At 68.2% G+C, this 11,097-nt stretch carries 12 protein-coding genes and 1 pseudogene; 6 read left to right on the top strand and 7 right to left on the bottom strand.

Annotated elements, in window-relative coordinates:
• Positions 1–53: 53 nt before the first annotated feature.
• Positions 54–293 (top strand): annotated as a pseudogene (locus AB0L53_RS42600) (DUF6596 domain-containing protein); the annotation flags it as partial.
• A 51-nt stretch (positions 294–344) separates the two neighbouring features.
• On the opposite strand, the gene AB0L53_RS42595 reads toward AB0L53_RS42600, so the two are convergent.
• A complete protein-coding gene (locus AB0L53_RS42595; protein WP_364007227.1) occupies positions 345–1,133 on the bottom strand; it encodes a hypothetical protein in 789 nt (262 codons plus the stop codon).
• An 80-nt stretch (positions 1,134–1,213) separates the two neighbouring features.
• Here AB0L53_RS42595 and AB0L53_RS42590 point away from each other — a divergent pair, with 80 nt between their 5' ends.
• Positions 1,214–1,573: a hypothetical protein gene (locus AB0L53_RS42590; RefSeq protein ID WP_364007224.1), complete on the top strand. Its 360-nt coding sequence runs from the start codon at positions 1,214–1,216 to the stop codon at positions 1,571–1,573.
• A gap of 42 nt (positions 1,574–1,615) precedes the next feature.
• Here the strand turns inward: AB0L53_RS42590 and AB0L53_RS42585 are convergent, their stop codons facing one another.
• The 5 genes from AB0L53_RS42585 to AB0L53_RS42565 form a co-directional block, all read right to left on the bottom strand.
• Entirely contained in the window at positions 1,616–2,788 is a 1,173-nt protein-coding gene (locus AB0L53_RS42585; RefSeq protein WP_364007221.1) for a hypothetical protein, read from the bottom strand.
• Positions 2,789–3,031: 243 nt separating this feature from the next.
• Complete coding sequence (locus AB0L53_RS42580; protein WP_364007216.1) at positions 3,032–5,257, bottom strand: heavy metal translocating P-type ATPase; 2,226 nt, start codon at positions 5,255–5,257, stop codon at positions 3,032–3,034.
• 21 nt (positions 5,258–5,278) lie between these two features.
• Positions 5,279–6,253, bottom strand: coding sequence for a hypothetical protein (locus AB0L53_RS42575; RefSeq protein ID WP_364007214.1), 975 nt, complete (start codon positions 6,251–6,253; stop codon positions 5,279–5,281).
• The gene (locus tag AB0L53_RS42570) at positions 6,250–6,459 is read right to left on the bottom strand and encodes a copper ion binding protein (RefSeq protein WP_364007211.1); all 210 of its coding nucleotides are present in this window, start codon (positions 6,457–6,459) and stop codon (positions 6,250–6,252) included. Before AB0L53_RS42570 ends, AB0L53_RS42575 begins: the two co-directional genes overlap by 4 nt.
• A gap of 25 nt (positions 6,460–6,484) precedes the next feature.
• Positions 6,485–6,766 carry a metal-sensitive transcriptional regulator gene (locus AB0L53_RS42565; protein WP_364007208.1) on the bottom strand — a complete coding sequence of 94 codons (282 nt, stop codon included), beginning with the start codon at positions 6,764–6,766 and terminating at the stop codon, positions 6,485–6,487.
• Between the two features lie 82 nt (positions 6,767–6,848).
• On the opposite strand from AB0L53_RS42565, the gene AB0L53_RS42560 reads away from it, so the two are divergent.
• The 4 genes from AB0L53_RS42560 to prfH all read left to right on the top strand — a co-directional run bounded on the left by AB0L53_RS42560 (position 6,849) and on the right by prfH (position 9,877).
• Positions 6,849–7,076: a hypothetical protein gene (locus AB0L53_RS42560; protein WP_364007205.1), complete on the top strand. Its 228-nt coding sequence runs from the start codon at positions 6,849–6,851 to the stop codon at positions 7,074–7,076.
• Positions 7,070–7,684: a hypothetical protein gene (locus AB0L53_RS42555; protein ID WP_364007202.1), complete on the top strand. Its 615-nt coding sequence runs from the start codon at positions 7,070–7,072 to the stop codon at positions 7,682–7,684. Before AB0L53_RS42560 ends, AB0L53_RS42555 begins: the two co-directional genes overlap by 7 nt.
• 331 nt (positions 7,685–8,015) lie before the next feature.
• The gene (locus AB0L53_RS42550; protein ID WP_364007199.1) at positions 8,016–9,203 is read left to right on the top strand and encodes an RNA ligase RtcB family protein; all 1,188 of its coding nucleotides are present in this window, start codon (positions 8,016–8,018) and stop codon (positions 9,201–9,203) included.
• Positions 9,200–9,877 (top strand): peptide chain release factor H, encoded by a 678-nt coding sequence (gene prfH, locus AB0L53_RS42545; protein ID WP_364007196.1) that lies wholly within the window; start codon positions 9,200–9,202, stop codon positions 9,875–9,877. The genes AB0L53_RS42550 and prfH overlap by 4 nt, the downstream gene beginning before the upstream one ends.
• Positions 9,878–9,909: 32 nt before the next feature.
• Here prfH and AB0L53_RS42540 read toward each other — a convergent pair whose 3' ends face one another.
• Positions 9,910–11,034 carry an FAD-dependent oxidoreductase gene (locus tag AB0L53_RS42540; protein ID WP_364007193.1) on the bottom strand — a complete coding sequence of 375 codons (1,125 nt, stop codon included), beginning with the start codon at positions 11,032–11,034 and terminating at the stop codon, positions 9,910–9,912.
• Between the last annotated feature and the right edge of the window lie 63 nt (positions 11,035–11,097).

The following is an 11,097-nucleotide window of genomic DNA, read 5'->3' as shown; positions in this document are numbered from 1 at the left end:
AACGGAGCGTCCGCGACGAGCGTTACTCACTGGGCAGAGCTGCTCACCCGGGGCAGAAGACGATCGCGGCAGCCGGGGTGCCGTTCGAGCCGCCGCCGGCCGCCGAGCGCCGGGAGGGGCCGGGCGGCGTGCTCAACGTCCTCTACGTGATCTTCACTGAGGGGTCGGCGGCCACGTCGGGCGACCGGCTGCTGCGTCCCGATGTCGCGTACGAGGCGGTGCGGCTGGCCCGCACGCTGGCCGGGCTGCAGCCGGACGAGCCCGAGGTGCACGGCCTGCTCGCGTTGTGCGAGCCGATTCGACCGGTGATCGGTTTAGACCCGCGGTTGAAGGCAGGTTCGAACTCATCCCCAGTCGCAGGAGTAGCCGTAGTGACTCGTGCCCACCGGGTGGCCCGCGGGGAGCGGCTCGCCGGTGAGCGGCGGTATCTCGACCGCGTCCCAGTCGAGCATGCCGTCGGCGGTGAAATGCTCGCCGAGGTTGATCGAGCCGGCGAACCGCCCGTCCGAATAGGTGAAGAGGCAAAGGTCTACGCCGAAGGGAGGTTCCTCCACCTCCGCCACCACCGGAGCCATGAGCCATGAGCAGGCCCAGCGGACCTCGTCCGGATGAGTGGTGACAACGGACTCGGTATGGAGGAATGAGCCTGACCCAGCCTCAAGATTGAGCTCGTAGTACGAGAAGGGAGGTTCCTTCTCCAGTACGTCGATGCCGCCGGTGTCGTCGGTCAACGCGTTCAGGGTGGCGACTCCGGCGCGCGCGGCGGGATTGCCGGGATCCGCTTTCAGCACTCGCGCGTAGAGGGCGTGTGCTTCGTCCCGCCTGCGAGCGAGGGTGTGGTCGTCCTCGCCCTGCGCGATCGCGTGGTCATCATCGATCTGCCAGTAGGCGATCTGCTGGACGAGCCGCCCGGCGAGCATGACGGCGGCGAGTTGATCGTCGGGGCGGGCGCGCAGGGCGGCGCGGAGCCACGGCTCCTCCGGCCAAGTAGCGAGGAACTCCCCGTCCATGGCGTCTTCCCGAGAGTCGGTCCTGAGCATGCACAGCAGGCGGCCTAGCTCGCGAGCGGCGTCCGGATCCCCCGCAGTGGCCGAAGCCCGCAACCTCGTGATCAACTCCTCAGTGATCGCCATGGCACGCCATGCTAGCCGAACTACCACTACTCGACCGTACGTTCTAGAAGCTCCAAACGCCACGAGAGGAAAGACACCGCATGACCAGCCCCGAGCGCTACGACTACTGCGGGCTCTACCTACGGGGCGCCAGCGAAGATGCTGCGATCGCGCTGGCCGCCCGCGCCACCGGCGCGACACGTGATGGCCGCCTGCTGTGCGTCGGCACCATAGAGATCGAGATCCGGCGCAATGACAACGGCATTCACGATGGGGCTGACTTCCCTACCTGGCCGATCAAGATGGAGATCGAAAGAGGGAACGCCACCAGCCGCCAGGTCATCGAGACGGTTTCCAAGATCCTCACCCACGCCTGGCAGGCAGGCTGTGACGCAGTCGCTGCCTGCGATTACGAAGACGAACTTCCCGAGCAGGGCGGATACCCGCGCTACCGAGACTGACCAGCTACCCGATCCACAGGCTATCCATGGTTTCACTGGGCGTTAAATGGCCCCCACCGGCGAGTTCTTGCGGCTGTCCGGACTGTCGGGGGAGGTGAGGTCCTGCATGCGCTGCAGCAACTCCAACTCGTCCTTTACCAGCTCAGCGCCGAACAGCCGCCGCGTCTCCGGCTGCAGGGCCCGCGCCTTGCGCGCCTGGCGCAGTGTGGTGGCGATGAGGGCCACCTTCCGCCGGTACCACCACGAACGCACGAGCCCGGGCGCGGCGAGCGCCCGCTGGCCGGCCTCGACGCCCAGCTTGGCAACGCTGGCCGGGCTTGCGGTCGCGGCGGCCTCGCTCGCCGTTTTGACCAGGGACCAGACGACCTCTGTGGCGCCCTGCCGATCCCCGAACTCCCGCTTGAGCAGCGCCCCGTAGCGTGTCACCTCGCCGATGAGCTGCCGCACCTTACCTGCGTCCTCCGCCTCATGGAGCGAGGCCAGGTGAGCGCGGAATCTGCGGGCATGGTCAGACTGTCGCAGGGATTGGGCGACCGCCATGACATCCTCGGCCACGGCGCTCTCGCGCAGGACACGACCCAAAAAGAGGGGCAGGGCGGCGAAGGCGGGGCGGCCGTAGAAGTCATTCAGCGACGCGATCTGCGCCGAGGCCGTCCGCTCTGCGGCATCGACCATGCGCTCCTCGAGGGAGATCTCCGCGAAGGAGCCCTGCCTGAAGAACTTCCAGCAGATGGGGACGCGGAACAGGTCCGGCCGATAGGGAGCATCCAGCACCTCGGAGGCCATGATGTACAGGTGCGCGCGAACGATCATGGACTTGTCGAACTGCCGCAGCCCGCGCATCTGCGCCAGCTTCCGGTGCTCCCACGAACTGGTTCCGGCCAGCCGGGAATACCGCTCGACGAATTCGATGCGCACTCCGGCGGCGTCGTCGTCCGCGCCGAGCGTTCCCAGCATTGTGCCGTCGGAGGTGGGCTGGTCCGGGCCGGTGACCACGTGGCCAACCTGGCTCATCATCTCACCCCAGCCGTAGGTGAGGTCGTGGAGCCGGGGCGCGCGACGCTTCAGGAACCGATTGACCCGCGATCGGGCCTGATCCTTGATGCCCGCCAGCTGTGCGTCGTGCGCATTCCTCAACTCGGTGAGGTATTCCGCCGGTTCCTGGTCGGGTTTCGGGTTCACGAGCCTACTGAGGTGCTGGTCGGCCTGACGCAACGGGGAGATTGTCTCCGGGACGTGGACCACGAAACGCGGGAGCTCCATGGCCAGAGATGACTGCTTGACGTCCCACCGTCCATGCACCCTATCCCTCCCCGTCGCAATCCCTCCCCGTCCCTATCCCTCCCCGTCGCAATCCCTCCCCGTCGCAATCCCTCCCCGTCGCGTCCGGAGCTGCGGCACCCATGAACAAAAGGGGGACGGCTCCGCGCCGTTCGACGCGGAGCCATCCCCTTCGTGCTACTTGAAACGGCGCAGCCGGAGGCTGTTGCTGACCACGAAGACGCTGGAGAACGCCATCGCGGCTCCCGCGATCATCGGGTTGAGCAGGCCCAGGGCGGCCAGTGGCAGGGCGGCCACGTTGTAGGCGAAGGCCCAGAACAGGTTGCCCTTGATGGTGGACAGCGTGCGGCGGGACAGGCGCAGCGCGTCGGCCGCCACCCGCAGATCGCCCCTGACCAGGGTCAGGTCGGAGGCCTCGATGGCGGCGTCGGTGCCGGTGCCCATCGCCAGGCCCAGGTCGGCCTGGGCTAGGGCGGCGGCGTCGTTGACCCCGTCGCCCACCATGGCCACGACCTTGCCCTCGGCCTGCAGCTTCTTGACCACGTCCACCTTGTCGGCGGGCAGAACCTCGGCGATGACCTCGTCGATGCCCACCTCGGCGGCCACTGTCTTGGCCACGGCCTCGTTGTCGCCGGTCAGCAGCACCGGTGTGAGGCCGAGGGCGCGAAGCTGGGCGATGGCCTCCTTGCTGGTCGGCTTGACCACGTCGGCCACCACGAGCACGGCGCGGGCCTGGCCGTCCCAGCCGACCGCGACCGCGGTGCGGCCGGCGGCCTGAGCCTCGTGCAGGTCTCGCTCCAGGTCCGCTGGAAGATGTTGCGACCACTCCGCCAGCAGCCGGGGACGGCCGACCAGCACGGCATGCCCGTCCACGATGCCCTGCACACCGAGGCCCTCGACGTTGGCGAAGTCCTCGAGCGCCGGCAGATCACCGACGCGGGCGGCGGCGCCCTTGGCGATGGCCTGGGCGATGGGGTGCTCGGAGGCGTACTCCAGCGCGCCGGCCAGGCGTAGCACCTCCTCCTCGCTCTCCCCCTCGGCCACGTGGACGGCCGTCAAGGTCATCTTGCCCTCGGTGACCGTGCCGGTCTTGTCCAGCACCACAGTGTTGATCTTGCGGGTGGACTCGAGCACTTCCGGGCCCTTGATCAGGATGCCGAGCTGGGCGCCCCGGCCGGTGCCGACCAGTAGCGCGGTCGGAGTGGCCAGGCCGAGCGCGCATGGGCAGGCGATGATCAGAACCGCCACCGCGGCGGTGAAGGCCGCCCCCACGCCGTCCCCAGTGCCGAGCCAGAAGCCGAGCGTGCCGAGGGCGAGCGCGATCACGATGGGCACGAAGATGCCGGAGATGCGGTCGGCCAGGCGTTGCACCTGCGCCTTGCCGGTCTGCGCGTCCTCCACCAGCTTGGCCATCTGGGACAGCTGGGTGTCGGAGCCGACCCGGGTGGTGCGGACGACCAGCCGTCCGCCCGCGTTCACCGTGGCACCGGTGACGGCGTCGCCCACCCCGACCTCGACCGGCACGGACTCGCCGGTGAGCATCGAGGCGTCCACCGCGGAGGTGCCCTCTTCGACCACGCCGTCGGTGGCGATCTTTTCGCCGGGCCGGACGATGAACCGGTCCCCCACCTTGAGTTGCTCGACCGGGACGCGGCGGCCGTCGGCCAGCTCCACGTCCTTGGCGCCCAGCTCCAGCAGGGCACGCAGCGCGGCACCGGCGCGCCGCTTGGAGCGGGCCTCGAAGTAGCGGCCGGCCAGGATGAACGCCGTCACCGCCGCGGCCGTCTCCAGGTAGATGTTGCCCGAGCCGTCGGTGCGTTCGATGGTGAACGCGAACGGGTGCGTCATGCCCGGCGTGCCCGCCGTACCGAAGAACAGCGCCCACAGCGACCAGGCCAGCGCGGCGATGGTGCCGACCGAGATCAGCGTGTCCATGGTGGCCGCGCCGTGCCGCAGGTTGGTCCAGGCGGCCTTGTGGAAGGGCCAGCCCGCGTACGCCACCACGGGGGCGGCCAGCACCAGCGACAACCACTGCCAGTTGGTGAACTGCAACGGCGGGATCATCGCCATGGCCACCACCGGCACCGACAGCACCACGGAGGTGATGAGGCGGCTGCGCAGCGGCTGGAGCTCGTCCTGCGGCTCCTGCTCGCCCGCCTCAGCCTTGGGTGGGGCGGGCAGCGCGGCCGAGTAGCCGGCCTTCTCCACCTCCGCGATGAGCTGCTGCGGGTCGACGTCTTCGGGGAAGGTGACCTTCGCCTTCTCAGTGGCGTAGTTGACCGTCGCGGTCACGCCGTCCATTTTGTTCAGCTTGCGCTCGATGCGGTTCGCGCACGACGCGCAGGTCATGCCGCCGATCGAGAGTTCAACCGCGTTCTGCCGGTCCTCGGTGATCTGGGACATCACCGTTCTCCCTTCTCTCGGTCAGTGGCCATCGTCGCCGTGCCCGGTCGGGGCCGGCGTGGGCTCGGATGCCGGGACCTGCGGCCGCTCACCCGCGCTCAGGGTGAAGTCGGCCGTACGGACCTCGCCCTCGTGCTGAAAATCGAGGAAGAGGCGGTAGTCGCCGGTGCTGGGCACCTCGGCGTAGAAGGTGATCTCGGGCCCCGGCTGGGTCTTGCCGTCGCCGGGCGCGCCGTCCGGGTGGACGTGCAGGTAGGCCAGGTCCCTGGCGCGCAGGGCGACCAGGTGGCCGTAGGCGCCGAGGTACGGCTGGAGGTCGGTGACGGGCTTGCCGTCCTTGCTCACCTTGAGGGTCAGCTTGCTGGACTGTCCGGGCGTCAGCGCGCCGTCGAGGGTGACTTCGTAGCCGTCGACCGTCGCCGTACGGCTTTCGCCGGGGAGCGCCTCAGGCTGGTAGTCGCCGGCCACGGACAGGTCGGCTCCCAAGGTCAGGGCGCTGCCGCCGGTCGGGGCGAAGTCGGCGAAGGCCCGGTACGGTCCGGCCGTCGGGAGCGTCAGCTTGACCGACCAGATGCCGTCGGGCGCCATCTCGGGGTGCAGGTGCTGGAAGGTCTTCAGGTCACGGGACACGACGATGAAATGCAGCTTCTTGTCGTGCTCGACCTTGTAGTCGGTGACCGGCTTGCCGTCGGCGCCGGTCACGGTGAAGCGGAAGTCGGTGGGCTCATCGGGCTTGATCATCGCGGTGAGCGGGTTGAGGGTGTAGCCGTTCTCGGACACTTGGAGCCCCCCAGGGGTATCGTCCTTCACCTGTGCCTGTTCGGTGGCGTGCCCTCCGTGTCCCGCACTCGCGCTCGCCGTTGGCATGGCCATGGCGGAGTGGTCCTTGGCCGGGGGTGTCCCGACCGGTCCTACGGCCTTTCCCACGCCCAGGGCGCCGCCGAAGACGACGGCCAACCCCACGACGTACGAGCCGAGCTTGGCTGCGGTGTTCACTGGTTCGCCACTTCGTAACCGGCCTCTTCAACAGCGGCAACGATCTTCGCCGCGTCGATGGGGCCATCGCTGTCCACGGTCAGCAGGCCGGTCGCCAGGTCCACCTCGATATTGGTGACACCGGCCACTTCGCCGACCTCTTCCTTGACCGAGCTCACGCAGTGGCCGCAGGTCATGCCCTTGACGGTGTATGTGGCAGTGCTCATGTCGATCTCTCCTTCAATCCGTGAGTCAGGAACGAACAAGTCGCGTAATGGCGTTGGTGGCCTCTTTGACCTTCGCGTCGGCCTCAGGCCCACCCTTGAGCGTGGCCTCGGCGACGCAGTGGGCCAGGTGCTCCTCGAGCAGCGACAGTGAGAACGACTTCAGCGCGCTGGTCGCCGCGGACACCTGGGTCAGGATGTCGATGCAGTATTTGTCGTCCTCGACCATGCGCTGCAGGCCCCGGATCTGCCCTTCCACGCGACGCAGCCGCATCGCGTGGTCCTGCTTGCTTGTGCTGTATCCCGCCATGTTCACCCCTCCTCAGGTCGCTGCTCGTGGCAACACCATACCCCCCTAGGGTATTCCTGGCAACAACACGAAGGAGCTCGACATGCCACACGTAATCCGCAAGCCAGGCGTCCTCGGCGGGACATCGCTCGCCCTCTTCCTCGCCACCATCCACTTCGTCAACGACGCGATCACCGCGATGCTCGGGGCCTTGCTGCCGACGTTGCAGGCACGATTCGAGCTGGGGCCGACACTGCTCGCCCTGCTCGTGGCCGTCTACTCGATCTCGTCATCGGTCACCCAGCCACATTCGCTCTCGGGCCAGTGCTGATCCTCGCCGTCGTAGCCGCCTTCGGCCTCGATACCACCCCCTGGCTGATGGCACCTGGCATCATGCTCGCCGTACTGGTCTACGCGCTGCTGCCCGACTGGGAACCGCACGGCCGCAGACCGCTGCGGGCGCTCTTCCAGCCACGGCTGCTGCGCGGGCCTATCGGCGGGCTCACGCTGGCCGCGTTCTCCCTGGCCGCCGGACTGGGTTCGCTGCTCGGCGGGGTGCTCGCGCCACGTTTCGGCCGCCGGACGGTACTGGTGGGCTCGCTGGGCGCGGCATCCGTACCACTGCTCGCGACCCTGGCACTCGAGCCGGGCGGGGTGCCGTACTTCACCGCCGCCATCCTGGCGGGCGCCCTCCTGTACGTGGGCAGCCCGATCACCGTGGTGATCGCCCAAGACCTCGAACCGGGCGCGCCGGCGAGCGCGGCGGGCATGGTCCTCGGCGTGTCGGCTGCCCTGGCAGGCGTGCTGTACGTGGCCCTTGGGTGGCTTCAGGAACTGGCCGGACTCACCGGCGGGATGGCCGTCGGCTTCGCCCTGGCCAGCCCGGCGGCGCTGATCGCCCTGGCAGTCTTGCGGCGCCACCCGCAGGCCGGCGTCTGATCTCGGCGACTTGACAGATACCCCCCGGGGTATTGCCGCTGGAAGACCAGGCGGGTGAGGGCCGGAGTGGTGGCGATGTCCACCTCGTCGGGAACGCCCGCCCCCTTGCGCCGCGCCGCGCTCTCCGCCCAGACCAGCGCACCCGCCCGTCGTTGTCTAGCAGACATACAAGCCCGTAAGGCCGAAAACCGTTTGCCCCGCTTGGCGGGCTCAGGGGAATGTGGTGTCCATGAGGCTCTGACGGACAGCACCCCACAAATCCGAGATGCCACGGCGCCGACTCGCGCCGTGATGCCGCCCGCCCATCCCCTGTTCAGCGAAGAGAGCGTCTTTGTCTCAGCAACACTCCCAGCTGCCGTCCACCCCGGCCACGAGGTCGGCCGGCGTCACCGTGTTCGCCTCCCCCACCAGCTGGATCGAGTCCGATGCCGTCGCGCAATGCCACCAGGTGGCCGCCCTCGACGGCATGATGCACGTCGCCGCCATGCCAGACCTGCACCCCGGCAAGGGCGCCCCCATCGGCGCCGCCATGGCGTCGACAATCCTGTACCCGTTCCTGGTGGGCTCCGACATCGGTTGCGGCATCGCCGTGTTCCCCGTCAAGCTCAAGCGCGCCGTACCCGAGAAGCTCGCCGCCCGGTTCCCCGACCTCGATCGCGCGCTCGACCCTGAGCGGGATGTCGACGACCCGGCCTGGGCCGTTGTAAAGGGTGATATTCCCGCCGGTCACGTCGAGGGTCTCGGGACGGTCGGCCGAGGTAACCACTTCGTCGAGCTGGCGCGAATCGGGACCGTCTTCGAGCCGGACCACGCGAGCCGGCTCGGACTCGCCACCGATGACCTGGTTCTCATCGTCCACAGCGGTTCCCGAGGGCTGGGCGAACGGATCCTGCGCGCGCACACCGAGGTCCACGGCGCGGGCCCCGCCCCTGATCCCGATGCCTACCTGGCAATGCATGACGACGCCGTACGCTGGGGATCACTCAACCGGCGGCTGCTGGCCGCCCGGGTCGCCCATGCCCTGGGGGCCGAGCCCACCGAGCCGATCATCGACCAGTGCCACAACCTGGTCGAAATCCGCGACGGGATCTACCTGCACCGCAAGGGAGCAGCGCCGGGTGACGGCCGCGACGTGCTCATCGCCGGTACGCGAGGCACCCCTTCCTACCTCGTGGCCGCCCACGCCGGGCCGGACGCCGGCCATTCCGTGGCGCACGGCGCGGGCCGCAAGATGTCCCGTGCCGACGCCCTGCGGCGCGGGCGGGCCAAGCACACGGTCGAAGAACTGCGTCGCACACCGGTGGGATCGCTGGTGGTGTGCGGCGACCGCCAGTTGCTCTTCGAGGAGGCGCCGACGGCGTACAAGCGCATCGAGCAAGTGATCGCCGACCTCGTCGAGCATGACCTGGCCACGCCCGTGGCCACCACGATCCCTCTGGTCACCTACAAGACGCCCGACCTCGGGTCGGCGCCCCAGAGGGCCGGCCGGGAGCAGCGCCGCAAGCGGGGGCGGCGGTGAGCGACCATCTGACAGTGAGCGTCCACCTGCTTCTGTCGGCCGGGCGCGGCCCGCAGGAGTGTGCCTGGGCGCTGGCCCGGCTGCTGCACCGCCTGGAAGCCGACGCCGCCCGGCAGAATCTGGAGATCCACCGGGCCCATACTGTTCCCGGTGACCGGCCCGGCACCTATCGATCGGTTCTCATCCGGATCGCAGGAGACGACTCCGAGGCGTTCGCCGCCTCATGGTCCGGAACTCTGTGCTGGCAGGCGCCCAGCCCGTACCGGGTAAACACCGGCCGGAAGAACTGGTACGTCATCTCCCAACCGTGCCAGGTCGACGCCCCGCGCACGACGTTCGCGGAAGAAGACGTCGACATCGTCGCCTGCCGCACCGGCGGCCCCGGCGGTCAACATCGCAACAAGGCCAGCACGGCCGTACGAGCGACCCACCGGCCCACGGGGATCGTCGTCGTGGTCGACACCGAGCGGCAGTTCAGCCTCAATCGCCGGATCGCCATACGGCTGCTGCGGGAGCGCATAGAGCATGGCGACGAGGCGGCGGAGCGCGCCGTCACCGCCGCCCGGTGGCGTATCCACGATGAGCTCGTACGCGGCGACCCCACCCGCGTCGAACACCCGGAACCGTCGAAGCAGGACCTGATCCCGCAGGTGCGGACACGCCGGCGACGGTGACAGTCCACCCCGACCACGTCCACCGCTCTGGGTCAGGTGGAGATCGACAACCTCGGATCGACCAGGCGCTCGTTGCGCGGGTGGTGGATGTGGAAGTCCGGCATCGGCACCGCCGGTAGCTGGCCGAACGCTCCAGCCATATACCGCACCAGTCCCCTGCACCTCTCCGGATCGAACACCTCTTCATCGGTATCCTCGACGGTGCCCCCGATGACGACGTGGTCGTTGCGCGGGAACAGGTACCCGTTCTGGCCATACAGGTATTCAAGGTTGACCTGCGGCCGCAACATCGCGAGCTGTCCTCTGAGTGAGAGCATTTCGGAGTCGTTCCACAGCTCCTTCGCGCCGAGCCCGGTGCAGTTGATGATCACCTTCTGCGTCAAGGACGTGAGCACGTCCGCGCTGTTGATGAATCTCCGATTCACGAACGTGATGCCGCGCGCCCTCAGGTCGCGTTCCAACCTGGGTATGAAGATGGGCGGTTCGACGAGCAACGTCCGGTACCTGTATCCGGATGTGTTGTGCCCCTCGAACGGCAGACGCTGCAGGTATTCGCGCTGCGGCAACAGCCCTGGCACGAGGTCGTGCACCACCTCGATACCTGAGGTGGCGTTGACGCTGTAGTTGTCACACTCGGAGACGCCGAAGCCCTTGCCGATGCAGGCCTTGAACATCGTGTAGGCGGTTCTGATGATGTATTGGAGCTCCTGGACCTTCGTGAATTCCTTGGAATACTCCAAGATGGACACGGCCCATTGGCCGCCGGCCTTGTACGACGTGGTGTCGACCGGCTTGCGGTCGGAGTAGATGGTGACGTTGAGGCCGAGGTCGAGCAGCAGCGTGGCGGCGGTCATCCCCATGACGCCGGCGCCGAGCACCGCGACCTCCCTTTCTACCGTCCCGGTCTCGGTCTGGCGCCGGAGCACCATGTCGCGCACCTTGGCGGCACAGCCCCAGCTCAGCGTGATGCCTCCGCCGCCATGGCCATAGTTGTGGACGACGAACTTGTCTCCCAGCACCTCCTTGTCGAGCCGGTAGGACCCTTTGCGGTAGGGCCTCAGACCTGCGACGCACGCGCCCGGTTGATGAGGATCGAAGGTGAAATCCGGGGTGGGCAAGTTAGGGAGGGTGCTCACGCCACGCTCGTCCAGCAGCATTTCCGACCTCCGATGAGTACTGCCCTGTGCGGTATGCCTACCCACGTGTTCGCTCCACTACTC

The sequence above is a fragment of the Nonomuraea sp. NPDC052129 genome, assembly GCF_040680095.1.
GTDB lineage: Bacteria > Actinomycetota > Actinomycetes > Streptosporangiales > Streptosporangiaceae > Nonomuraea.
Note: the sequence above shows the minus strand (reverse complement) of the source record. Positions and strands in the feature narration are given on the sequence as shown.